The organism is Pseudomonas sp. GW101-3H06, from assembly GCF_059424605.1.
On the sequence record NZ_JBWKZO010000001.1, the window covers coordinates 2,086,354 to 2,111,118 of the forward strand.

18 protein-coding genes are annotated in these 24,765 nt (G+C 60.8%); 6 read left to right on the forward strand and 12 right to left on the reverse strand.

Features of this window, described 5'->3' with window-relative positions; translation table 11 throughout:
• Window positions 1–78: 78 nt before the first annotated feature.
• The 5 genes from cobA to AC07ZE_RS09520 form a co-directional block, all read right to left on the reverse strand.
• A complete protein-coding gene (cobA, locus tag AC07ZE_RS09500; RefSeq protein WP_207263659.1) occupies window positions 79–858 on the reverse strand; it encodes a uroporphyrinogen-III C-methyltransferase in 780 nt (259 codons plus the stop codon).
• A gap of 80 nt (window positions 859–938) precedes the next feature.
• Window positions 939–2,609 carry a bifunctional protein-serine/threonine kinase/phosphatase gene (locus AC07ZE_RS09505; RefSeq protein WP_207263660.1) on the reverse strand — a complete coding sequence of 557 codons (1,671 nt, stop codon included), beginning with the start codon at window positions 2,607–2,609 and terminating at the stop codon, window positions 939–941.
• Window positions 2,610–2,616: 7 nt separating this feature from the next.
• On the reverse strand, window positions 2,617–3,828 hold the full coding sequence (locus tag AC07ZE_RS09510) for a nitrate/nitrite transporter (protein ID WP_095197293.1): 1,212 nt from the start codon (window positions 3,826–3,828) through the stop codon (window positions 2,617–2,619).
• A 311-nt stretch (window positions 3,829–4,139) separates the two neighbouring features.
• Window positions 4,140–4,715 carry an ANTAR domain-containing response regulator gene (locus AC07ZE_RS09515; protein ID WP_175391245.1) on the reverse strand — a complete coding sequence of 192 codons (576 nt, stop codon included), beginning with the start codon at window positions 4,713–4,715 and terminating at the stop codon, window positions 4,140–4,142.
• Between the two features lie 15 nt (window positions 4,716–4,730).
• On the reverse strand, window positions 4,731–5,942 hold the full coding sequence (locus AC07ZE_RS09520) for a CmpA/NrtA family ABC transporter substrate-binding protein (protein ID WP_207263662.1): 1,212 nt from the start codon (window positions 5,940–5,942) through the stop codon (window positions 4,731–4,733).
• A gap of 228 nt (window positions 5,943–6,170) precedes the next feature.
• Between AC07ZE_RS09520 and AC07ZE_RS09525 the strand changes: the two genes are divergently transcribed.
• Window positions 6,171–7,190 carry a quinone-dependent dihydroorotate dehydrogenase gene (locus AC07ZE_RS09525; RefSeq protein WP_207263664.1) on the forward strand — a complete coding sequence of 340 codons (1,020 nt, stop codon included), beginning with the start codon at window positions 6,171–6,173 and terminating at the stop codon, window positions 7,188–7,190.
• A 271-nt stretch (window positions 7,191–7,461) separates the two neighbouring features.
• Here AC07ZE_RS09525 and rmf read toward each other — a convergent pair whose 3' ends face one another.
• Window positions 7,462–7,677 carry a ribosome modulation factor gene (gene rmf / locus AC07ZE_RS09530; protein WP_003223300.1) on the reverse strand — a complete coding sequence of 72 codons (216 nt, stop codon included), beginning with the start codon at window positions 7,675–7,677 and terminating at the stop codon, window positions 7,462–7,464.
• Between the two features lie 529 nt (window positions 7,678–8,206).
• On the opposite strand from rmf, the gene rlmKL reads away from it, so the two are divergent.
• Together rlmKL and AC07ZE_RS09540 are read left to right on the forward strand one after the other, a co-directional pair.
• Window positions 8,207–10,477: a bifunctional 23S rRNA (guanine(2069)-N(7))-methyltransferase RlmK/23S rRNA (guanine(2445)-N(2))-methyltransferase RlmL gene (rlmKL, locus tag AC07ZE_RS09535; RefSeq protein ID WP_207263673.1), complete on the forward strand. Its 2,271-nt coding sequence runs from the start codon at window positions 8,207–8,209 to the stop codon at window positions 10,475–10,477.
• A 141-nt stretch (window positions 10,478–10,618) separates the two neighbouring features.
• A complete protein-coding gene (locus AC07ZE_RS09540) occupies window positions 10,619–13,018 on the forward strand; it encodes a sensor domain-containing diguanylate cyclase (protein WP_207263681.1) in 2,400 nt (799 codons plus the stop codon).
• A gap of 137 nt (window positions 13,019–13,155) precedes the next feature.
• On the opposite strand, the gene dacB is transcribed toward AC07ZE_RS09540, so the two are convergent.
• On the reverse strand, window positions 13,156–14,616 hold the full coding sequence (gene dacB, locus AC07ZE_RS09545; protein ID WP_207263684.1) for a D-alanyl-D-alanine carboxypeptidase/D-alanyl-D-alanine endopeptidase: 1,461 nt from the start codon (window positions 14,614–14,616) through the stop codon (window positions 13,156–13,158).
• 234 nt (window positions 14,617–14,850) lie between these two features.
• Here dacB and AC07ZE_RS09550 point away from each other — a divergent pair, with 234 nt between their 5' ends.
• A complete protein-coding gene (locus tag AC07ZE_RS09550) occupies window positions 14,851–15,195 on the forward strand; it encodes a YggL family protein (protein ID WP_007971486.1) in 345 nt (114 codons plus the stop codon).
• An 89-nt stretch (window positions 15,196–15,284) separates the two neighbouring features.
• On the opposite strand, the gene AC07ZE_RS09555 is transcribed toward AC07ZE_RS09550, so the two are convergent.
• Window positions 15,285–16,475: a benzoate/H(+) symporter BenE family transporter gene (locus AC07ZE_RS09555; RefSeq protein WP_207263686.1), complete on the reverse strand. Its 1,191-nt coding sequence runs from the start codon at window positions 16,473–16,475 to the stop codon at window positions 15,285–15,287.
• Window positions 16,476–16,830: 355 nt separating this feature from the next.
• On the opposite strand from AC07ZE_RS09555, the gene AC07ZE_RS09560 reads away from it, so the two are divergent.
• Window positions 16,831–17,595 carry a GntR family transcriptional regulator gene (locus tag AC07ZE_RS09560; RefSeq protein WP_207263688.1) on the forward strand — a complete coding sequence of 255 codons (765 nt, stop codon included), beginning with the start codon at window positions 16,831–16,833 and terminating at the stop codon, window positions 17,593–17,595.
• A 106-nt stretch (window positions 17,596–17,701) separates the two neighbouring features.
• Here AC07ZE_RS09560 and guaD read toward each other — a convergent pair whose 3' ends face one another.
• The 4 genes from guaD to xdhA all read right to left on the reverse strand — a co-directional run bounded on the left by guaD (window position 17,702) and on the right by xdhA (window position 23,839).
• Window positions 17,702–19,006 carry a guanine deaminase gene (guaD, locus tag AC07ZE_RS09565; protein ID WP_207263690.1) on the reverse strand — a complete coding sequence of 435 codons (1,305 nt, stop codon included), beginning with the start codon at window positions 19,004–19,006 and terminating at the stop codon, window positions 17,702–17,704.
• Window positions 19,007–19,029: 23 nt separating this feature from the next.
• Entirely contained in the window at window positions 19,030–19,875 is an 846-nt protein-coding gene (gene xdhC, locus AC07ZE_RS09570) for a xanthine dehydrogenase accessory protein XdhC (protein WP_207263692.1), read from the reverse strand.
• A 117-nt stretch (window positions 19,876–19,992) separates the two neighbouring features.
• Window positions 19,993–22,392 (reverse strand): xanthine dehydrogenase molybdopterin binding subunit, encoded by a 2,400-nt coding sequence (xdhB, locus tag AC07ZE_RS09575; protein WP_207263694.1) that lies wholly within the window; start codon window positions 22,390–22,392, stop codon window positions 19,993–19,995.
• Complete coding sequence (gene xdhA / locus AC07ZE_RS09580; protein ID WP_207263696.1) at window positions 22,385–23,839, reverse strand: xanthine dehydrogenase small subunit; 1,455 nt, start codon at window positions 23,837–23,839, stop codon at window positions 22,385–22,387. Before xdhA ends, xdhB begins: the two co-directional genes overlap by 8 nt.
• Before the next feature lie 266 nt (window positions 23,840–24,105).
• Here xdhA and AC07ZE_RS09585 point away from each other — a divergent pair, with 266 nt between their 5' ends.
• Complete coding sequence (locus tag AC07ZE_RS09585; protein ID WP_207263704.1) at window positions 24,106–24,765, forward strand: GntR family transcriptional regulator; 660 nt, start codon at window positions 24,106–24,108, stop codon at window positions 24,763–24,765.

Sequence of the window (24,765 nt, forward strand, 5' to 3'; positions counted from 1 at the left end):
AGAAAAGCCCGGCTTAGGCCGGGCTTTTCTTTGTCTGCGATTTGGGATTTGGTGACGCAGAGGGTGGCTCCGGATGATTCAGGCTGACTGATCCGCCCTTATCGCGGCGGTGCTGCGATCCGACAAGTCACGCTCCCATAGGGATTGCGTTGCTCTGGCAGCTACGGTTCCAATCACCAGAATCGCCGGGCTTTTCAGCTCGAAGGCGTGGGCAGCTTCTTCCATGTCTGTCAGATCGCTCCGACATTCCCGCTGTTGCGGCAGTGAAGCGTTTTCGATCATCGCCACCGGCGTGTCGGCTTTCATTCCGCCCGCCAACAGTTGTTCACGTATTTCACTGAGCTTGGCCACGCCCATGTAGATCACCAGGGTCGTACCACTTTGGGCCAGCGCCTGCCAGTTCAGGCTGCTGCCGTCCTGGGTATGGGCCGTCACCAGTGTCACGCCGCGCGCTACACCGCGCAGGGTCAGCGAAATATCGCATTGTGTGGCACCCGCGAGCCCGGCGGTGATGCCATTGACCAGTTCAGCCTCAACCCCGCGCTCGCGCAACCACTGTGCCTCTTCACCGCCACGCCCGAAAATGCACGGATCGCCACCCTTGAGCCGCACCACGCATTTGCCTTGGCGCGCGTAGCGCAGCATCAGGCGGTGAATGAACGCTTGTGGCGTCGAGCGGCAGCCGCCGCGTTTACCTACGGGAATGATTCGCGCGTTGCTGCAGTGTTCAAGGACTGCGTCATTCACCAGATCATCGATCAGCACAACATCCGCTTCTCTCAATGCCCGCACGGCCTTGAGCGTCAACAATTCCGGATCACCAGGGCCTGCACCGACCAGCCAGACTTTTGCGTTCATCGTGTTTTCCTCATTGTGAAACGGTAATAGAGCAGGTCGAAACAATTGCAGCGACGTTCAGTTCGTCTTCGCGAGCAGGCTTAGCCATGAAATACCGCAAACAGCAGCGCCAGATTCATCAGTAGCGACACCAGCGCCAACGTTCTCCACACTTTCAGCGGCTCACGCTCCAGCAGAGGTCGCGGGCGCACACTCAAGCTGCGGCGCTCCCCCTGTTCTATCTGCAGCAACCATTCTTCCGCGGTTTCAAAGCGCTGAGCCGGATCCGCCGCTACCGCGCGTTCCAGGCCGAGCGCCAGCCATTCCGGAAGGTCTGGACGGTAGCGGCTGGCGCTGACGGGCACGCCGAACCGTGGGCGCTGGAAAGCTTCGATTTCGCCGTAGGGAAAATGCCCGGTGAGCAGGTAGTAAAGGGTCACACCGACCGCATACAGATCCTGTTGCGCTGTCGGCGCTTCACCACGAAACGCTTCCGGTGCGATGTAGCTGGGGGTTCCGGGCAGGGCAGAGGGTTGGTCTTCGGACAGGCCGGGGCAGTAAGCGAGCCCGAAATCCAGGAGGCGCAACTCGCCATCGTCCCCCAGCAGCAGGTTTTCCGGTTTGATGTCTCGATGCAGGATCTGGCGTCGATGCAGCAGGCCGACCGCTTTGAGCAGCCGCTCGGCCAGGTCCTGCCACTGGGGCAGCGGCAACGTCCCGATCCGCGCCTGCAGTTGCGCCAGGGTGGAGCCGGAATACTCGCGCATCACGTAGTACAAATGCTGACGCTGACTGGCGGCATGGACCTCGGGAAAATGTCGCCCGGCCACACGCTTGAGAAACCATTCCTCCGACAACAAGGCTTGCCCGGCCAAGTGATCATCATGCAGAGCACTGGGCAGGGTTTTCAGCAGCCAGGGTTGTTGCTGGCTGTCACGCACTCGATAAAGCAGTGACTGCTGGCTCTGGCCGAGAATGGCTTCGACCTGCCAACCCTCGAAGTCCTGGCCCGGTTTCAGCGTCGGCGGCAGCGGCCATTGCTGCAACTGAATCAGCGCGTCGCCAATGCTGGTTTCGCCGAGGGCATCGACCCGCACCAGCAAAGCGCTGGCGTTATCCTGGCTGCCGGCCAGGTGCGCGGCCTTCACCAGCGTCTGCGCGGCGCGGTCCAGATCCGGTTGATCACGCAGTATGGCGGCAATCGCGGTATCGCCCAGAACCGCCCAGATACCATCGCTGAGCAGCACGAAGCTCTCATCCTGACGCAATTCACCGTCGAGAAAATCCAGCACCAGGTGCTGATCGAGCCCCAACGCCCGCTTGAGCACATGCTGCATGCCCGGTTGATTCCACACGTGATCTTCGCTGACCCGCTGCAATTGATCGGCATGCCAGCGATACACCCGGCAATCACCGACGTGGGCCAGGGTAAAGCGCCGGCCACGCAAGACCAGGGCACTGACCGTAGTCAGCAGCGGTTGCCCACTGCCGTTGGCCTGTAACCAGCGATTCTGTGCGATCAGCAGGCGATCCAGTGCCTGGGCGACACCCCAGGTTTCCGGGGTGGCGTAGTAATCCAGTGCCAGGGCCTGCAGCGTAGAGCGGGCGGCCAGGCCGCCATCGGCACACTGGCTGACGCCGTCGGCGATGGCAAACAGGTAACCCTTGCTGGCTGCCAGCGCCGGGGCCGGCGTCACCAGGCGCAGGGCGTCCTGGTTTTCGTCGCGCGGACCGATGGCGCTGGCTTCGGCAAAACTCAGTTGCAGGCTCATGGGCGCCTCAGACGCGCGCAGCGGTTACAGCGGCCGAGCCCCAGGTGGTTCTCCAGCGACGTTTCACGCCATGCAGGCCGAACCAGGCGAGAACAGCGAGACTGGCGAACAGCCACAGCGCCATCTGGTAGCTGCCAGTGCTTTGTTTGATCGCACCCATGCCGGCGGCGAGGGCAAAACCGCCAATGCCGCCAGCCATGCCGATCAGGCCGGTCATCACCCCGATCTCCCGACGGAAGCGTTGTGGAACCAACTGGAACACCGCACCGTTGCCTGCCCCAAGACCGAGCATGGTGCAGACGAAAAGTGCCAGGGCCGCGTAGGAACTTGGCAGGTTGAAACCCACGGCCGCGATGCAGATTGCCGCTACGGTGTACATCGCCAGCAAGGTGCGGATGCCGCCGAAGCGATCAGCCAGGGCGCCGCCCAAAGGACGCATCAGGCTGCCGCCGAACACGCAGGCCGCGGTGTAGTAACCGGCGGTCACCGGGCTCAGGCCATACTGGTCGTTGAAATAACCGGGCAGGGCACTGGCCAGGCCAATGAAGCCGCCGAAGGTCACGCAGTAGAAAAACATGAACCACCAGCTGTCGCGGTCGCCCAGCGCCTTGAAGTAGTCGGCCATCGACTTGGCTTTCGGCCGCTCGGGGGCGTTTTTGGCCAGCCAGGCGAAGACGATCAGGGTCAGGATCAGCGGGATCAAGGCGAAGCCGAATACATTGCTCCAGCCAAACGCCGCTGCCAGCACTGGCGCAATCAGCGCGGCCAGCACGGTGCCCGAGTTACCGGCCCCGGCGATGCCCATGGCTTTGCCTTGATGCTGCGGTGGATACCATTGCGATGCCAGGGGCAGGGCGACAGCGAAAGAGGCGCCAGCCATGCCCAGGAACAGGCCCAGCAGCAGCGCTTGCTCGTAGCTGTGGATCCCGAGCTTCCAGGCACCGAACAACGCACAAATGACGATCACTTGACCGATGATGCCGGCGGTTTTCGGTGACAGGCGATCAGCCAGCATGCCCATCACAAAGCGCAACACCGCGCCGGCCAGAATCGGCGTGGCCACCACCAGCCCGCGCTGTTGGGTGGTCAGGTGCAAGTCACCGGCGATTTGCACCGCCAGGGGGCCGAGCAGGTACCAGACCATGAAGCTCAGATCGAAATAGAGGAAGGCCGCGAACAGGGTCGGGGTATGGCCGGATTTCCAGAAGCTTGAATTCATCGCGCACCTCAGCTGATAGGAGTCTCGAACGGGATTCATGCAGGTGGGGCGCCTCAGGGCCGCACCACCGGCCCCGAGCTATGGGGCCAAAACAAAAAAACGCCGCTACCCGATTCGCCAGGGGCAAATGGGGTGAGCGACGTCTTTGTCGTAGGTGGGGCAACCGCCGTTGGTTACCTGTAGCGATTACCTAGCGAGATTTGTGCCAACAGTTTGAGACCGTGTTGCGGTCATTCGCGAGCAGGCTCGCTCCCACAGGGAGAATTGCGTCGAGCCTGCTCGCGAAGGCGATAGAACATTCACTCCAGGTTTCAGCCAAGCAACTCACTCATGGCAATGATTTGCTCCGCCACCTGGATCAGCTTCTGCTGACGGCTCATGGCCTGGCGGCGCATCAGGGTATAGGCCTCTTCTTCGTTGCAGTCCTTCATTTTCATCAGCAGCCCCTTGGCCAGCTCGATACGCTTGCGCTCGGCCAGTTGCTGGTCGCGGGCGTGCAGTTGCGCGCGCAGGGCCTGGTCGCTTTCGAAACGCGCCATGGCCACGTCGAGAATCGGCTGCAAGCGCTGTGCATGAATGCCTTCGACGATGTAGGCGCTGACCCCGGACTTGATCGCCTGGCGCATCACATCGGGGTCGTGTTCGTCGGTAAACATCACGATCGGCCGTGGCTGGTCGCGGCTCACCAGCACCACTTGCTCCATCACATCGCGGCCGGGTGACTCGGTATCGATCAGAATCACGTCCGGACGCACCGTTTCGACGCGTTCGGGCAGGTCGATGGTTAGCCCGGACTCGTCGATCACCTCGAAGCCGGCTTCGATCAGGGCCGCTTTCAGGCGCCCGACTTTTTTCGCGGTGTCGTTGATCAGCAGGATACGCAACATATTCGCAGTCTCCTGTCAGCGGCTGGCGATAAGGGGCGAGCTGTCGCTCATGGCATGCAGTTTGAAACTGCGGGCGTAACCGGCCGGATCAGACCCGTCCCAGACCCTGCCGTCGATCAGCTGGCTGCTGCGCATTGCTTCGCCCGCAGAAGCGACTCCGACGGCACTGGCAGCCTCTCGATACAAGTCTAGTTGCTGGACCTGACGGGCCACCGCGAGGTAATCCGGATCGTCGCGCAACAACCCCCAGCGACGGAATTGGGTCATGAACCACATGCCATCGGACAGGTACGGCAAATTGACCTCGCCATCAGCATGGAAACGCAAGGCGTGCGGGTCTTGCCAGCGATTGCCGAGACCGTCGGCGTAGTCGCCCAGCAGACGCGGTTCGATGCAGTCGAGCGGGGCGTCGAGGTACTGCGGTGCGCTGAGCAATTGCGCGGTGCTGCGGCGGTTTTCGGCGCTGTCTTCGATGAAACGGCTGGCTTGCAGGATTGCCATCACCAGCGCCCGAGCGGTATTGGGGTATTGCTCGACGAAGGCGCGGGTGCAGCCCAGGACTTTTTCCGGGTGATCGGGCCAGATGGTCTGGGTCGTCGCCAGGGTAAAACCCAGATTCTGTTGCACCGCTCTGGCGGACCAGGGCTCGCCGACACAAAAACCGTCGATGCGGCCCGCTTGCAGGTGCGCGACCATTTGCGGGGGCGGCACCACCACGCTGTCGACGTCCTGCAACGGATGAATGCCCTGACTGGCGAGCCAGTAATACAGCCACATGGCGTGGGTGCCGGTGGGAAAGGTCTGAGCAAAGGTCAGTTTTGGGCGAGATTGGTGCACGTGTCGGTGCAGTGCCTCAGGACCGGTCACGCCCAGGCCCTGTAAACCGTGGGAGAGGTTGATGCTCTGGCCGTTCTGGTTCAGGCCCATGAGCACGGCCATATCAGTCGCGGCCACGCCACCGATGCCCAGGTGCACGGCATAGATCAAGCCGTACAGGCTGTGGGCGGCGTCGAGCTCTCCGCTGACCAGTTTGTCCCGCAGATTGGCCCAGGACGGCTGGCGCTTCAGGTTCAGGGTCAGGCCGTAGGGCTGGGCGAACCCCTGGGTGGCGGCAACCACCACCGAGGCGCAGTCGCTCAGGGCCATGAAGCCCAGATTGATGTCTGTCTTTTCCGGGGCATCGCTGCCATTGACCCAGGCCAGAGGGCCGGCTGACGGTTCGTTCATCACGTGTTCACCTTGCAAAAAAAAGCGTCGTCCCGGTTCCTTGCACACGCAAGTCCGGCTAACGACGCCATTGTCCTGGCACGCATCCCGTCGTTGGCATGGGTGCTGATGACTGAGGAGGTGCAAGGCATATGCCATCGCCGGCTGTTTTTCGCTTGCGCCTCGCCTGTGGACCTGTGCCCGGCTATAATCGCCGCCACTTTTCGCCGCCCTGAGTCCAACCCGCCCATGTACACCCTGGCCCGTCAGCTGTTGTTCAAACTTTCCCCGGAAACTTCCCACGATCTGTCCCTGGACCTGATCGGCGCGGGCGGGCGTCTGGGGCTCAACGGCTTGCTGTGCAAGGCACCGGCGAAGATGCCGGTGAATGTCATGGGCCTGGACTTCCCGAATCCGGTAGGTCTGGCGGCGGGTCTGGACAAGAACGGTGCAGCCATCGACGGCTTTGCGCAGTTGGGTTTCGGTTTTGTCGAAATCGGTACCATCACCCCGCGTCCTCAGCCGGGCAACCCGAAGCCACGCCTGTTCCGTCTGCCGGAAGCCGAGGCGATCATCAACCGCATGGGTTTCAACAACCTCGGCGTCGATCACCTGCTGGCCCGCGTGGCGGCGGCCAAGTACAAGGGCGTGCTGGGCATCAACATCGGCAAGAACTTCGATACGCCGGTCGAGCGTGCGGTCGACGATTACCTGATTTGCCTGGACAAGGTCTACGCCCAAGCCAGTTACGTGACGGTCAACGTCAGCTCGCCGAACACCCCGGGCCTGCGCAGCCTGCAATTCGGCGACTCGCTCAAGCAGTTGCTGGCCGACCTGGCTGCACGTCGCGCGGAACTGGCGCTGCGTCACGGTAAACACGTGCCGCTGGCCATCAAGATTGCCCCGGACATGACCGACGAAGAAACCGCCCAGGTCGCCCAGGCATTGATTGAGACCGGTATGGACGCGGTCATCGCGACCAATACCACCCTGAGCCGCGTGGGCGTCGAAGGCATGGAGCATGGCGACGAGGCGGGCGGTCTGTCGGGCGCACCGGTTCGCGACAAGAGCACCCACACAGTGAAGGTGCTGGCGGCCGAGCTGGGCGGTCGCTTGCCGATCATCGCGGCAGGCGGCATCACCGAAGGCAAACACGCGGCCGAGAAAATCACCGCGGGCGCAAGCCTGGTGCAGATCTATTCGGGTTTTATCTACAAAGGCCCGGCATTGATTCGCGAGTCGGTCGACGCTATCGCCGCCCTGCGCTAACGCAAGGGGCTTTTGTGGCGAGGGGATTTATCCCCGTTGGGTCGCGCAGCGGCCCTTGTTTTTCTTCAACAGTACCCCGCAAGCAGGTTTTGCGACGGCTGCGCCGCCGAACGGGGATAAATCCCCTCGCCACAATGAGCATCTGTAGTTTTTCGGGCATAAAAAAGGGCTCCTCGAAGGAGCCCCTGGGCCGTAGCCCGCCGTCCGGATGGGACGTGCGTGGTTAATTCGTTGCGTAATCAGATTGTATGTCGGAGTGTTGTGCCCTGTGTTAGCCGACGGCGTGAAGTTCGTTGAGTCTGTGGATTCCCGCAGTGCCGGTCATACCGTCCCAATTGTCGCCGCGTCCTTCTCGCCAGCCGTTAATCCAGGCTTGGCGTACCGACGGTAGAGTAAATGGGCAAAGCTCACGGGATTTGCCACCAACGCCATATTGATATCCGCGCAAAAATGCTCTTTCCAACGGATCACGCTTAAGTCTTCTCATAGGGTGTAGCCCTCACTTGTTGACTGTTTTTATCGCGTCGACCTCAATCGAGGTCAGGCAGAAAAACTCTGCCGTTGGGGGCTCGCTGCCAGCGTGGCGAGCCAAGGTGTTGACGTCATTGCGGCGCCAACCTGTATTGAGTTCTAACCAATGCGTCACATCGAGGGAATGATCGTTTTGTCATAAGCACGTAACCGTTAATGTGGTATGGCCATAAGTAACACGATGTTCGCCGCGTATTTATTGATCAAAGCCCTGTATGATCGGCCCCCCGCAGGATGAAGCGGTTGATCCTTTGGTGAGAATGCCTCGCGTTGCAGTGGGGATTATTCGACGAAGGGTCGACTTATGACATTTTGTTGCATCAACTTTTTTATCTGTCCTTGCATCTAAGCTCTTTTAACCCGAGCAGCAAGGGTGGGACGGCACACCTTCGTGCCACGCGGGCGCTCTTCGAGAAAAGCGCCTGATTGAAAACCGGGCCGGCAATGCGTTGCCGGTTCACTCAGCCAAAGGCACAGAAATCCTCATGTCCGATCATTTCGAACTCTTCCTCACTTGCCCAAAAGGCCTTGAAGGCCTGCTTATCGAGGAAGCCGTCGGGCTTGGCCTTGAGGAAGCACGTGAGCACACCTCTGCCGTGCGCGGCATGGCCACCATGGAAACCGCTTATCGCCTGTGCCTGTGGTCGCGCCTGGCCAACCGGGTGCTGCTGGTGCTCAAGCGTTTCCCGATGAAAGACGCCGAAGATCTCTATCACGGCGTACTCGACATCGACTGGCAAGACCATATGCTCAATGACGGTACCCTGGCAGTCGAGTTCAGCGGTCATGGCTCGGGTATCGACAACACCCACTTCGGTGCGCTGAAGGTCAAGGACGCCATCGTCGACAAACTGCGCACGCCGCAGGGCGACCGTCCGTCCATCGACAAACTCAACCCCGACCTGCGCATCCATCTGCGTCTGGACCGTGGCGAAGCCATTCTGTCCCTCGATCTGTCCGGCCACAGCCTGCACCAGCGCGGTTATCGCTTGCAGCAAGGCGCGGCGCCGCTGAAGGAAAACCTCGCGGCAGCGATCCTGATCCGTTCCGGCTGGCCACGTATCGCGGCCGAAGGCGGCGCGCTGGCGGACCCGATGTGCGGTGTGGGGACCTTCCTGGTTGAAGCGGCGATGATCGCTGCCGATATCGCGCCGAACCTGCGCCGCGAGCAATGGGGTTTCACCGCCTGGCTCGGCCACGTGCCGGCGCTGTGGAAAAAACTCCATGAAGAAGCCGCCGAGCGCGCCGCCGCCGGTCTGGCCAAGCCACCGCTGTGGATTCGCGGTTACGAAGCCGACCCGCGCCTGATTCAACCGGGTCGCAATAACGTCGAGCGTGCCGGCCTGAGCGAGTGGATCAAAATCTACCAGGGCGAAGTCGCGACGTTCGAGCCGCGTCCGGACCAGAACCAGAAAGGCCTGGTGATCTGCAACCCTCCCTACGGCGAACGTCTGGGTGACGAGGCGAGCCTGCTCTACCTCTACCAGAACCTCGGCGAGCGTCTGCGTCAGGCCTGTCTGAACTGGGAAGCTGCGGTGTTCACTGGCGCGCCAGACCTGGGCAAGCGCATGGGCATCCGCAGCCACAAGCAGTATTCGTTCTGGAACGGCGCCTTGCCGTGCAAACTGCTGTTGATCAAAGTGCTGCCGGATCAATTCGTCACCGGCGAACGTCGCACCCCGGAACAGCGTCAGGCCGAGCGTGAGCAGGCTGAATATGATCAGGCGCCGAGCGAGCCGCAAGAGCGCAAATACAACAAGAACGGCAACCCGATCAAGCCAACTCCGGCCCCCGCGCCGGTGGTCGAGCAGCCTCGCCTGAGCGAAGGCGGGCAGATGTTTGCCAACCGCCTGCAAAAGAATCTCAAGGCCCTGGGCAAGTGGGTCAAGCGTGAAGGTATCGACTGCTACCGCGTCTACGATGCCGACATGCCGGAATATTCCATGGCCATCGACCTGTATCAGGATTGGGTCCACGTCCAGGAATACGCCGCCCCCAAATCCATCGATCCGGAAAAAGCCTCGGCGCGCATGTTCGATGCCCTGGCAGCGATTCCGCAGGCGTTGAACATCGACAAGAGCCGCGTGGTGGTCAAGCGCCGCGAGCGCCAGAGTGGTACCAGGCAGTACGAGCGCCAGGCGGCGCAGGGCAAGTTTGTCGAGGTGAACGAAGGTGGCGTGAAGCTGCTGGTGAACCTCACCGATTACCTCGATACCGGCCTGTTCCTCGACCACCGGCCGATGCGCCTGCGCATTCAGAAAGAGGCGGCCGGCAAGCGCTTCCTCAATCTGTTCTGTTACACCGCCACCGCCAGTGTTCATGCGGCCAAGGGCGGCGCGCGCAGCACCACCAGCGTCGACCTGTCGAAGACCTATCTGGACTGGGCACGGCGCAATCTGTCGCTGAACGGTTTCTCCGACAAGAACCGTCTGGAGCAGGGCGATGTGATGGCCTGGCTGGAGGCGAGCCGTGACGAGTACGACCTGATCTTCATCGATCCGCCGACCTTCTCCAACTCCAAGCGCATGGAAGGCATCTTCGACGTGCAGCGTGACCAGGTGCAATTGATTGACCTGGCCATGGCGCGGCTGGCCACCGGTGGGGTTTTGTACTTCTCCAACAACTTCCGCAAGTTCGAGCTGGAACCCAATCTTTGCGAGCGTTATGCGATCGAAGAGATCACCGCCCAGACCATCGATCCGGATTTTGCGCGCAACGCCAAGATCCACCGCGCGTGGAAAATCACGGCCCGTTGATACCCGAAAAGACTGGACCCACAGAGCCTTGTTTTTAAAGGCTCTTGGATTCTTTCAGCGCTGGTCAAATTAGTGGCTAATAGCTATAACTCAACTCAAGGCCAAAGGGCTTTCCCGCACCTGGCGTTCTGAGTTGTATTTATGTCGTTGCACGCCGTGCGCCCAAAAATCCTGGGTTTTATCCGCGAAGATGTCTCGGCCTGGCTGGTCGCGCTCCTGGTATTGCTCGTGGGCGGGATTCTCACGGGATTACTGGCCTGGTCGACGCTCAATCTGTTTCAACATCAATTGCGGCAACGTTTTCAGCTGCTGGCCAGTGAACGTTACAGCCGTATCGAAGAACGTTTCGAAGATCAGGAGCAGCGCCTCGATGGTCTGCGCCGCTTCTTCGCCAATTCCGATTCGGTTTCCCGAGAAGAATTCAACGGCTACACCCTACCTCTGTTGCATCGCACCCAGGCGTATTCATTCGCCGAACGGGTCAGTGGCGATCAGCGGGCGGCGTTCGAGCGCCGTGTGCAGGATGAGGGCCTGAGCGGTTTTACGCTGCGCGAACTCAATGCCGACGGCCAACTGCAATTGGCTGCCAAACGGGATGAGTATGTGGTGGTGGTGTACAGCCAGACACAAAGCAGACTCGGCGCACCGCTCGGCTACGATTTGCTGGCGCAGCCGATGCGGCGCGCCACCCTCGAACGGGCCGACCGGCACGGGCGCATGGCGGTGTCGCAACCGATGCACCTGGTCAGCATCGAACCGGCCTATGCCCGGGGTGTACTGCTGGTCGCGCCGGTCATGCTGCGCAACCACCCGGATGGCGCAACCGGAAAGCCGTTCGGTTATGTGATGGCGGTGATCAGCATGCGTCAGCTGCTGGCTGACGGCTTGCCGGAGTCTGGTCGTGATTATCTGTCGGTGCGCATCCTCGACTTATCCACCGATGAACAGCACGAAGTACTGTTCGAGTCGCCGAACGCTCCCGCCGTCAGCGAGTTGTCCGCGACCCGGCTGTTGCGCCTGGCTGATCACGATTATCAAGTCGATATCCAGCCCAGCGAGGCATTCCTGCAGGCCAATCATTCGTCGGTGACCACCCTGGTGGTGCTGGGAAGCTTGCTCAGTGTGCTGCTCAGTGCCTTGCTCTACGTATTGGTCAGCCAGCGACAACGGGCATTGAAAATGGTCGAGCAACGGACCGAGGAACTGCGCGCCCGCGAACAGGAACTGCGCGGCACCCATGGTCAGTTGCGCGGGGTGCTGAATGCCGCCACCCAGGTGGCGATCATCGCCACGGACCTGCGCGGGGTGATCAGCACCTTCAATGCCGGCGCCGAGCAAATGCTCGGCTACGCCGCCGCCGAAGTGGTGGGGCACATGACCCTGGAAAACCTGCACTTGCCCCGGGAACTCGCCGCACGTTCGGCCGAGTTAAGCGCGCGATTCGGCAAGCCGGTGCCACCCTGCCACGCGATGTTGGTCGAGAACAGCATCGAGGGTGGGTATGAAGCGCGGGAGTGGACGCTGGTGCGGGGTGATGGCAGCCATTTGATGGTGAACATGCTGGCCACTCCGGTGCTCGACGAACAAGGCCTGTGGGTTGGGCACCTGGCGGTATGCATCGACATTACCGAACGCAAACGCGTGCATGAGGCGTTGGCAGCTCGGGACCTGTTGTTGAAGAAGCTCAGCGCCCATGTGCCCGGCGGGATTTACCAGTTCAAGATGGAGTTCGACGGTCGTTTCAGCGTCATTTATGCCAGCGACGGTATTCGCGAGATCTACGAGCTCGAACCGGATGTGTTGCTGCTCAATGCTGAAGCGATCTTCACGCGCATTCATCCCCAGGACACGACTCGTGTCCGTGCGTCGATCCGCGCTTCGGCGGACACCCTCAGTCCCTGGCGCGAGGAATACCGAGTGCAACTGCCCCAGCGAGGCCTGCGTTGGGTCCGCGGAGAGGCGACGCCGGAGGAACTCCCCGGTGGCGGCGTACTGTGGCATGGCTACATCTCGGACATTTCCGACATGAAGCGGGTGGAAGAAGAGCTGCGCGCGCTATCGGTCACCGACGCCCTGACCGGTATCCACAACCGCCGCTATTTCCAGGAGCGCCTGACCGGCGAGATGGCCCGGGTGGAGCGTGGTGGCGGCGAGCTGTCGGTGATCATGCTCGATATCGACCACTTCAAACGCATCAATGACCAGCACGGCCATGCGGTGGGTGATCGGGTGTTGCAGGCGGTGTGTGAGCGCATTGGTCAACGACTGCGCCGCACAGATGTGTTCTGCCGTCTGGGCGGCGAAGAGTTCATGGTGCTGTGCCCGGACATCGGCGGCGAACAGGCCCATCTGCTGGCGGTGGAATTGTGGCAAAGCCTGCGCAATGCACCGATCGACGAAGTGGGGGTCGTCACGGCCAGTTTCGGGATTGCCAGCTGGCGGGTCGGCGAGGGCGCGGATGCGCTATTGCTGCGCGCGGATTCGGGGGTTTATGCGGCGAAGCAGGCGGGAAGGGATCGGGTGCAGGGAGAGATGAACTAGTCACGAGCTTGCTTTACCTGTGGGAGCGAGCCTGCTCGCGAAAGCGGTCTATCAGACACATCCATGTTGAATGTGCTGCCGTCTTCGTCGGAGCGCCGCCCGGAGCCGACTCGCTCCCACAGTGGTTCTGTGGTGTCTTATGGAACCGAAGCGGTTTGCGGCGTTTTCGGCTGGCGATACAGGTCCAGCAGCACCTGATCGAGCACCGACGAGGCGCCGAACGGGGCCTTGTCGTTGAGGATCGCCACCACGGCCCAAGTGTTGCCGTTGACGTCGCGGCTGTAACCGGCAATCGCCCGCACAGTGTTCAGGGTCCCTGTCTTGACGTGGGCTTCACCGCGCATCGCGGTGGTCTTCAGGCGTTTACGCATGGTGCCGTCGGTACCGGCAATCGGCATCGAGCTGATGTATTCGGCGGCGTAAGGGCTGCGCCACGCGGCTTGCAGCATCGAAGCCATTTCCCGGGCACTGACGCGCTCGGAGCGGGACAGGCCGGAGCCGTTCTCCATTACCAGATGCGGCGCAGTGATGCCTTTCTTGGCCAGCCACTGACGCACCACGCGCTGGGCAGCCTTGGCGTCGTCGCCATCGGCGTCGGTGCGGAATTTCTGGCCGAGGCTCAGGAACAACTGCTGGGCCATGGTGTTGTTACTGTATTTGTTGATGTCGCGGATGATTTCCGCCAGGTCCGGCGAGAATGCCCGGGCCAGTACCTTGGCGTCTTTCGGCGTTGGCGCCAGAACGTCCCGGCCTTGAATGCTGCCGCCCAGTTCCTTCCAGATCGCGCGCACGGCACCGGCGGTGTAGGTCGCATGGTCGAGCAGCGACAGGTAAGTCTGCGAGCTGCAGCCTTCGCCCAATTGACCGCCGACCGTGACGGTCACGCTGCCATCGGCCTGGGTGACCGGGTTGTAACGCACACCGCCGGTGCACTGTTTGGAATTGAGTGCTTTGACCTGATTTTCGATGCGGATGCTGGCAATCGGCGGTTCCACGGAAATCAGCACTCGACCGCCATCGTTGCGGGCAACGAAGCGCAGGGCCTTGAGGTTGACCAGCAACGCATCGGGCTTGACCAGGAACGGCTTGTTCTCATCGTTGCCGTCGTCGTTGAACTCCGGCAGTTGCGGTTGCGTGAAGAAGTTTTTATCCAACACCAGGTCGCCGGTGACCTGGGTCACGCCATTGGCGCGCAGATCGCGCATCAACAGCCAGAGTTTTTCCATGTTCAGTTTCGGATCGCCGCCACCCTTGAGGTAGAGGTTGCCGTTGAGGATGCCGCCGCTGAGGGTGCCGTCTGTGTAGAACTCGGTTTTCCACTGGTGGTTCGGGCCGAGCATTTCCAGGGCCGCGTAGGTGGTGACCAGTTTCATGGTCGAGGCCGGGTTGACCGATACGTCGGCGTTGAAAATGGTCGGGGTGCCCGGGCCGTTGAGTGGAATCATCACCAACGACAGGGCATTGTCCTGCAACTTGCTGGCTTTGAGGGCTTTTTCAACGTTGGGCGATAGCGCGGTGTTGATCGGTTCAGCGGAAACGGGGAGGGCCAGTGGGAAAAGTAGGCCAGCCAGCAGCAGTGGACGCAACGATTTGATCATGTGAAATAAAACCCTACAGCCGAGGGAGAAAAGACGAGGGCATGAAAATGAAAAGCCCTCAGCGGTCATGAAAGTTTCGGCATTATGCCCCAAGGTGTCGTGGCTTGTGCCGTGCCTTGGTCTTGTTATCGGCTATTTTTTTACCGGCGGTAGGGTGCGCGCCGTTCAGAGGCGGGCAATCGGCGGCTTAAACTGCTAAAGTGCCGGCCGTTATTACTTATGAGGATTGTTCCAATGGCGACTAACCGTTCCCAGCGTCTGCGCAAAAAACTGTGCGTCGATGAATTTCAAGAGCTGGGTTTCGAACTGAACCTGGATTTCAAAGAAGATTTGGCTGATGAAGCCATTGATGCTTTCCTCGATGCGTTCCTCAAAGAAGCCATGGAAGCCAACGGCCTGGGTTATGTTGGCGGCGACGACTACGGTCTGGTTTGCCTGCAGAAGCGTGGCTCGGTCAGCGCTGAACAGCGCGCTGCCGTTGAAGCCTGGCTCAAGGGCCGCACCGAGCTGACCAGCGTTGAAGTCAGCCCGCTGCTGGACGTCTGGTACCCGGAAAAGCCGATCAATCCGGTCGCTTGATGTTTTGAAAAAACGGCGACCCGAGGGTCGCCGTTTTTTTATGCCTGTTTTTTCTGGTGCATGGCTTGCCCGCGAAGCTTTTGAGGTCCTCAGGCCTTGCGCCAATTCAGGATCACCAACGTCACCACCCCCGCCACAATCCCCCAGAATGCCGACCCGATGGAAAACAGCGTCAGCCCCGATGCCGTGACCATGAAGGTGATCAGCGCCGCCTCACGTTCCTTTACATCGCTCATGGCGATGCTCAAGCCATTGATGATCGAGCCGAACAGCGCCAGAGCGGCAATCGACAGCACCAGTTCCTTGGGCAGTGCGGCAAACAAGGCCGCCAGTGTCGCGCCGAACACCCCTGCGATCCCATAGAAAACTCCGCACCAGACCGCTGCGGTATAGCGTTTGTTGCGATCTTCATGGGCATGCGGTCCGGTGCAGATCGCCGCGCTGATGGCCGCGAGGTTGATCCCGTGGGAGCCGAAGGGCGCCAGCAGCAACGAAGCGATACCTGTGGTGGTGATCAGCGGTGAAGCCGGCACGCTGTAGCCGTCGGCACGCAACACGGCGATGCCCGGCATGTTTTGCGAGGTCATTGCCACCACGAACAATGGGATACCGATGCTGATCGTTGCGGCGAAGGAGAAGCTCGGAGTGGTCCAGACGGGCGTGGCCATTTCCAGCCGAAAACCGCTGAAGTCCAGCAGTCCCATGAACCCCGACAACGCGGTGCCGATCAGCAACGCGGCCAATACCGCGTAGCGCGGTGACAGGCGCTTGACCACCAGGTAGGTGAAAAACATGCCGAGCACCAACGCGGTCCGATGCTGGGCGGCGACGAAAATTTCGCTGCCGATCTTGAACAGGATCCCCGCCAGTAGCGCCGCCGCCAGTGACGCGGGAATTTTTTTCATCAGCCGCTCGAAGCTGCCGGTCAAACCGCAGATCGTCACCAGCACGGCGCAGGTGATATAGGCCCCGATGGCTTCGCCATAGCTCACACCGCCCAGGCTGGTAATCAGCAATGCCGCGCCCGGGGTCGACCAGGCGATGGTGATCGGCGTGCGATAGCGCAACGACAGGCCGATCGAGCACACCGCCATGCCGATGGAAATCGCCCAGATCCACGAGGAAATCTGCCCACTGGTCAGGCCCGCCGCTTGCCCGGCCTGAAACATCAGAACCAGGGAACTGGTGTAGCCGGTCATCATGGCGATGAAGCCGGCGACGATGGCCGAAGGGGAGGTATCGGCCAATGGGCGGAGTTGGGTGTGCGTGGCGTCGTTCATGACAGCGCGTTCCTGGTTCTGAAAAAGATGTACGAATCGACGCTGAGCCCTGTGGGAGCGAGCCTGCTCGCGAAAGGGGTGGATCAGCCGACTACTGCGTTGACTGACACGCGGCCTTCGCGAGCAGGCTCGCTCCCACAGGGATATTGCGTTGAACGGTGGATTTCGGGTTTAGCCTAAACTCAAATGTAAGCAGCCGTTGCTATACAGCAGAAGCGACAAACAGCCGTACAGTCGTGTTGCCACCATCCATTGTGTACAATTGCAGTGTTTTTTACGCGATACTTGCCAGCGACCCACTGTGCCGTATTACAGTCACGGTCAATTCGCCGCAGTTCTCCCGACTCGAGTGCCCATGAACGAACAGTTGCAACCCCTCAAGAAACAACCGCGAGCAGGCAAAGCCGGCCGCAGCGGTACCCAGGACGATATTGTCTACGCGCATATCTTCGAGGCTATCCTCGAACAGCGTCTGGCGCCCGGCACCAAGTTGAGCGAAGAAGCGCTGGGGGAAATTTTCGGGGTCAGCCGCACCATCATTCGCCGCGCACTGTCGCGCCTGGCCCATGAAGGCGTGGTGCTGTTGCGTCCGAATCGCGGCGCCGTGGTAGCCAGCCCGAGCGTCGAAGAGGCACGTCAGGTGTTCATGGCCCGACGTCTGGTAGAGCGTGCGATCACTGAGCTGGCGGTGCAACACGCCACCGCCGAGCAAATTGCCGAGTTGCGCCAGATGGTCAACGACGAGCGCGACAGTTTCTCCCGCGGCGATCGGGGTGCCGGTATCCGCCTGTCGGGCGAGTTCCACCTGAAACTGGCCGAGGCGGCGAAAAACGCGCCGTTGATCAGTTTCCAGCGAAGTCTGGTGTCCCAGACGTCGCTGATCATTGCCCAGTACGAAACCGGTAACCGCTCCCACTGCTCCTACGACGAGCACACCCAGTTGATCGATGCGATCGAAGCGCGCAACGGCGAGCTGGCGGTGGACTTGATGATGCACCACATGGATCACATCGACAGCAAACTCAACCTCGACGAAGAAAGTGCGTCGGATGATTTGCATGCGGTGTTTTCGCATTTGTTGCAGAGCAAAAAGCCAGGGCGGTCGCCGGCGAAAATCTGATGGGCCTTGGTGCGCCTATCGCCAGCAGGCTGGCGATGGCGGCACGACAGGCAACAAAAATCCCCCGGGCTGTAAAGCGACGGGGGATTTTTTTGCCTGAAAAACCTTATCGCTGATGCACCAGATTCCCCGCCGCATAGGTCTGCAGCACCGTCCGGTCATCCCCCAGGGTCATCAATACAAACAATGTCTCGGCAATGTTATTGGCCTGCTTCAAGCGATACCCGAGCAATGGCGTAGCGTTGTAATCCAGCACCAGGAAGTCGGCGTCGGTGCCCGGTTGCAGGTTGCCGATCTTGTCTTCCAGGCGCAGCGCACGCGCACCGCCGAGGGTCGCCAGGTACAGCGACTTGAACGGGCTCAGGCGTGCACCTTGCAGTTGCATGACCTTGTACGCTTCGTTCAGGGTTTGCAGCAGAGAGAAACTGGTGCCGCCACCGACGTCGGTGCCCAGGCCGACATTGAGTTTGTGCTTCTCGGCCATCGGCAGGTTGAACAGACCGCTGCCCAGGAAGAAGTTTGACGTCGGGCAGAAGGCAATGGCAGAGCCGGTTTCGGCCAATCGCGCGCACTCGTCGTCGCACAGATGCACGCCGTGGGCGAACACCGAGCGCTCGCCGAGCAACTGGTAGTGATCGTAGACGTCCAGGTAGCCTTTGCGCTCCGGGAACAGCGCCTTGACCCACTCGACTTCCTTGAGGTTTTCGCTGATGTGGGTCTGCATGTACAGATCCGGGTACTCACTGAGCAACTGCCCCGCCAGGGTCAGCTGTTCCGGGGTGCTGGTCGGTGCGAAGCGTGGGGTGACCGCGTAGTGCAGGCGACCCTTGCCGTGCCAGCGCTCGATCAGCGCCTTGCTTTCGACGTAGCTGGATTCGGCGGTGTCGGTCAGGTAGTCCGGGGCGTTGCGATCCATCATCACCTTGCCGGCGATCATTCGCAGGTCCAACTGCTCGGCGGCTTCGAAGAACGCGTTCACCGACTGCGGATGGACGCTGCCAAACACCAGTGCGGTGGTGGTGCCGTTGCGCAGCAATTCCTTGATGAAAATGTCCGCGACTTCATCGGCATGGGCCTTGTCGGCGAACTGGCTTTCGCACGGGAACGTATAAGTGTTGAGCCAGTCCAGCAGTTGCTCGCCGTAGGCACCGACCATGCCGGTTTGCGGCAGATGGATGTGGGTGTCGATGAAGCCGGGGGTGATCAGCGCGTCCTGATAATGGGTAATGTCGATCTCGGCGGGCAGGGTCGGCAGCAGCTCGCTGGCGTGACCAAGGGCGCTGATTTTGCCGTTGTCGACCACCAGCAAACCGTCTTCGAAATACTCGTAGGAGGCTTCGATACCCACTTCAGCGGGATCGGCAATGCTGTGCAGGATGGCGGCGCGGTAGGCTTTGCGAGTCAGAGGCATGGGATTCCCGGTTTTCAGGCTTATCAATTGGAGGCTTGGCTGCGGCGAGAAGCGGGCAGCAGTTTGGCAATCGACGATCCGGCGCTGGCGCTGTGCTGGCCGAAATTCGCGTTATAGGTGGCGATGATCTCGCCGGCGATGGAGATGGCGATTTCCACGGGCAACTTGCCTTTGACTTCGCCGATGCCCATCGGGCAGCGCATGCGTTGCAGCACCGTGCTGTCAAAACCACGGTCGCGCAGGCGGTGTTCGAACTTCACCCGTTTGGTCTTCGAACCGATCAGGCCGAAGTAGGCGAAGTTGTTGCGCTTGAGGATCGCAGCTGTCAATTCGAGGTCGAGCTGATGGTTGTGGGTCATGACGATGCAGTAGCTGCCGGCGGGCAGGTCGTCGATTTCATCGACGGGTTCTTCGCTGACGATCTTGCGCACACCGTGGGGGATCTGCTCGGGGAACTCGGCGTCCCGCGAGTCGATCCAGCGCACGCGGCAGGGCAGGCTGGCGAGCAATGGCACCAGCGCCCGGCCGACATGGCCGGCACCGAACACGGCGATCTGCGCCTGGACCTGGCCCATGGGTTCGAACAGCAACACCGTCACGCCACCGCAGCACTGGCCCAGGCTGGCACCGAGGCTGAAGCGCTCCAGGTGAGTATCCTGTTTGCCGCTGGCAAGCATCTCGCGGGCGATCTGCATGGCTTTGTATTCCAGGTGCCCGCCACCGATGGTGTCGAACGACTGGCTGGCGCTGATGACCATCTTCGAGCCGGCATTGCGCGGCGTCGAGCCGAGCTCTTCGATGATGGTCACCAAGACGCAGGGCTCACCCTGGTTTTGCAGGTCGGCGAGGGCGTCGATCCAGTTGTACATAAACACCTCAACATCTCTGTTGTCTGTTCCGGACTCTTCGCGAGCAAGCCCGCTCCCACAGGGGGATTGCATTCCGAATGTGGGAGCGGGCTTGCTCGCGAAGGCCGCATCTCGGTCTCAGAGCGAAGCCAACTCAGTCTCGGCTTCGACAGCCTTCACCGCCTTCAACTTGCGCATCTGCTCACAGCCCCACAACACCCGCTCCGGCGTCGCCGGTGCGTCGATTTTCGGTTGATGCCGGTAGTCGCCAAGGCTTGCAACCGCGTCCTTGATCGCGCACCACGCGGCGATGCCGAGCATGAACGGCGGCTCGCCTACGGCCTTGGAGTGGAACACCGTGTCTTCCGGGTTCTTGCGGTTTTCCACCAGCTTCACCCGCAGGTCCAGCGGCATGTCCGCCACGGCCGGGATCTTGTAGCTGGCCGGGCCGTTGGTCATCAGCTTGCCCTTGTTGTTCCACACCAGTTCTTCCATGGTCAGCCAACCCATGCCCTGGATGAAACCGCCCTCGACCTGGCCGATGTCGATGGCCGGGTTCAGCGAGGCGCCGACGTCGTGGAGGATGTCGGTACGCAGCATCTTGTATTCGCCAGTCAGGGTGTCGACCAGCACTTCACAGCACGCTGCGCCGAACGCGAAGTAATAGAACGGACGACCACGGGCCTGGCTGCGGTCGTAGTAGATTTTCGGGGTCTTGTAGAACCCGGTACTCGACAGCGACACCTGAGCGAAATACGCCTGCTGGATCAACGCTTCGAAGGTCAGGATGTGATCGCGAACCCGCACATGGCCGTTGTGGAATTCCACGTCTTCTTCGCTGACTTTGTACTGCCGCGCAGCAAACTCCACCAGGCGTTTCTTAATGGTCTCGGCAGCGTTCTGTGCAGCTTTACCGTTCAAATCCGCACCGCTGGACGCTGCGGTCGGCGAGGTGTTCGGTACTTTGTCGGTGTTGGTCGCGGTGATCTGCACGCGGTCCATTTCCACCTGGAACACTTCGGCCACGACCTGCGCAACCTTGGTGTTCAGGCCCTGGCCCATTTCCGTGCCGCCATGGTTGAGGTGGATGCTGCCGTCGGTGTAGACATGCACCAAGGCGCCTGCCTGGTTGAGGAAGCTGGCGGTGAAGGAAATGCCGAATTTCACCGGGGTCAGCGCCAGGCCTTTTTTCAGGATCGGGCTGTTGGCGTTGTAGCGACGGATTGCTTCGCGGCGTTCGGCGTACTGGCTGCTTTCTTCCAGTTCGGCGGTCATTTCCTCGAGCATGTTGTGCTCGACGGTCTGGTAGTAATGGGTGACGTTGCGCTCGGTCTTGCCGTAATAGTTGACCTTGCGCACCGCCAGCGGATCGAGGGCCAGATGGCGGGCGATGGCGTCCATCACTTCTTCGATGGCAACCATGCCTTGCGGGCCGCCGAAACCACGGTAAGCGGTGTTCGAGGCGGTGTTGGTCTTGCAGCGATGACCGTTGATGGTCGCATCGCCCAGGTAATACGAGTTATCCGAGTGGAACATCGCCCGGTCGACGATCGAGTTCGACAGGTCCGGCGAGCAGCCGCAGTTGCCCGCCAGTTCCAGCTGGATGCCGTGCAGGCGCCCGCTGTCGTCAAAACCCACGTCATATTCGACATAGAAGGGATGGCGTTTGCCGGTCATCAGCATGTCTTCGACCCGTGGCAGACGCATCTTGGTCGGTTGGCCGGTCAGGTGCGCGATCACTGCACACAGGCAGGCCGGGCTCGCCGCCTGGGTTTCCTTGCCGCCGAAACCACCGCCCATGCGACGCATGTCGACGACGATCTTGTTCATCGACACGTCCAGGACTTCAGCCACCAGCTTCTGCACTTCGGTGGGGTTTTGCGTGGAGCAGTAAACGATCATGCCACCGTCTTCGGTAGGCATTACCGAAGAGATCTGGGTTTCCAGGTAAAAGTGCTCCTGGCCACCGATGTGCAATGTGCCCTGTATGCGATTTTTCGCCGTCGCCAGCGCGCCTGCCGAATCACCGCGTTCATGGGTATGGCTGTCCAGCACGAAATGCTTTTTGCGAAAGGCCTCGACCACGTCCAGCACCGGTTCCAGATCTTCGTATTCGATCACTGCGGCCATGGCGGCTTTGCGTGCGGTCTCCAGGTCACGGGCGGCCACGGCCAGCACCACCTGGCCGACGAACTGCACCGTGTCGATGGCCAGCAATGGGTCACCGGGCATCAGCGGACCGATGTCTTTCAGGCCCGGTACGTCTTCGTGGGTGATGGCGATGCGCACACCTTCGAAGGCATAGCAGGGCGAGGTGTCGATGCTGATGATTTTCGCGTGGGCACGGTCCGACAGACGCGCATAGACGTGCAGCTGATTGGGGAATTCCAGGCGGTCGTCGATGTACTGCGCTTCACCGGACACATGCTTGGCGGCGCTGTCGTGCTTGACGCTGCGGCCGACACCGGTGGTCAGGTCCTTGGCGAACAGTTCAGCCAGTTCGGCCTGGGTCTTCTCTACGGCGTGATGGTTAGACATAAGCGGTCACCCGAGTCTCGATGTGCGGTGTTTGCAGTTCGATGAAGTATTTGCGCAGCAGGTTCTGTGCGCTGAGCAGGCGATATTCCTTGCTGGCGCGGAAGTCCGAGAGCGGGGTGAAATCTTCGGCCAGGGCGGCGCAGGCGCGTTCGACAGTGGCGCTGTTGAACGGCGCATTGCGCAGGACGTTTTCGCAGGCGCTGGCGCGTTTCGGAATCGCCGCCATGCCGCCGAAAGCCACGCGGGCCTCGGCAATCACGCCGTTTTCGAGGCGGATATTGAAAGCCGCGCAAACCGCCGAGATATCATCGTCCAGACGTTTGGACACCTTGTAGGCGCGGAACAGTTGCTCGGCGCTGGCGCGGGGTACGATGATCTTCTCGATGAACTCGCTTTCCTGACGCGCCGTGACGCGGTAGTCGATGAAGTAATCTTCCAGGGCTATGGTGCGGCGGGTTTCGCCCTTGCACAGCACAATCTGTGCGCCGAGGGCAATCAACAGGGGAGGCGAATCACCGATGGGTGAAGCATTGCCGATGTTGCCGCCCAGGGTGCCCTGGTTGCGGATCTGCAGGGAAGCGAAACGCTGCAGCAATTCGCCGAAATCCGGGTACTCGGCCTTAAGGGCGTCGTAGCAGTCGGAGAGGGCGGTGGCGGCGCCGATTTCCAGGCGGTCGTCGAAACGTTCGATGCGCTTCATCTCGGCGACGTTACCGACGTAGATCATCACCGGCAGGGTGCGGTGGAACTGCGTCACTTCCAGTGCCAGGTCCGTGCCGCCGGCCAGCAGGCGTGCCTGTGGATAAGCGTCGTAGAGGTCGGCCAGATCGGCCACGGTCAGCGGCACCAGGCAGCGTTTGTCGCCACTGTTGAGTTCGCCGATATCGGTGGGGGCGATGGCTTTCAGGCGGGCAATGGTCTCGGCTTCACGGGCGTCGAACTGGTCCGGTTTTTTGCCGCAGCAGGCTTGCTGGGCCGCTTCCAGAATCGGCCGATAACCGGTGCAGCGGCACAGGTTGCCTGCAAGGGCTTCGTGGGCCTTGTGCGAGTCCGGTTCATCGCTGTTCTTTTGCAGGGCGAACAGTGACATCACGAAACCGGGGGTGCAGAAGCCGCATTGCGAGCCGTGGCACTCGACCATGGCTTTCTGCACACTGTGCAGCTCGCCTTGGTGTTTGAGGTCTTCGACACTGATCAGTTGTTTGCCGTGCAGGGAAGAAACGAACGTCAGGCACGAATTGAGGCTGCGATAGCGAATGAGTTCGCGGCCCGATTCATCCGTCTGCAACTCGCCGACCACCACGGTGCACGCGCCACAGTCACCGCTGGCGCAGCCTTCTTTGGTGCCGGGTTTGCCCACATGGTCGCGCAGATAATTGAGCACGGTCAGGTTCGGGTCCAGGGCGTGCTCGCTACGGAGTTCCTGGTTTAGTAAAAACTGGATCACGGAAGGCCTCGCAGACTCATTATTGTTGTTAACCGACTTGAACCGAATTTAGCAGGTCTGACTTTCCGGTCAATGATTTTCTGACTTAAAGGTCAGGAAAATGCATTTCGTCGATCAACGACTCGTTCCTACAGTATTGACCCTCGCGGGATAGGCTGCTTTTTGCTTGAATCGTGCCAAAAACCGCCGCCCGGGCCCTGCGCCATGACGTATCAATTGCGCTACACTGCGCCGCTTGTGCAAATCGAAGAGTTTGAAGGACAACCATGACGTTCAAGGCGCCGGACAGCCTCGCCGAGCAAATCGCTCACCACCTCGCCGAACGCATCATTCGCGGTGAAATGAAGCCCGGGGAGCGTATCCAGGAACAGAAGGTCACGCAGGCGCTCGACGTCAGCCGTGGTTCTGTCCGCGAGGCCTTGCTGATTCTCGAGCGTCGCCACCTGATCGCGATCCTGCCGCGACGGGGTGCCCACGTGACCGAACTCACCGCGCACAAGGTGCGAAGCCTGTGCGCGCTGATGAGCGAGATGTACATCCTGCTGGCCAACGCCGTGGCCACTGGCTGGAAAGTCCAGGCCGACCTGGCGCCATTCGTGCAGATTCAGCAGCGCCTGACCGCCAGTTACGAACGTCAGGACATCCATACCTTCGTCGACGACAGTTTCAACGTGATGCGCGCTACGTATCCGTTTGCCGACAATCCTTATCTGCAGGAAACCGTCGAGAATCTGCAGCCGGCCATGAGCCGTGCCTATTTCCTGGCGCTGGATCAGCGCAAGGCCTCGATGAGCGAGTACCTGGAGCTGTTCGAACGCCTGCTCGCCGCGGTGATCGCCCGTGACTTTCCACAGATTCGCCAAGTGCTGACGGCTTATGGCCAGCGCAGTTGCGATCTGGTGATCTCAGCCCTGACGGATGCCTGA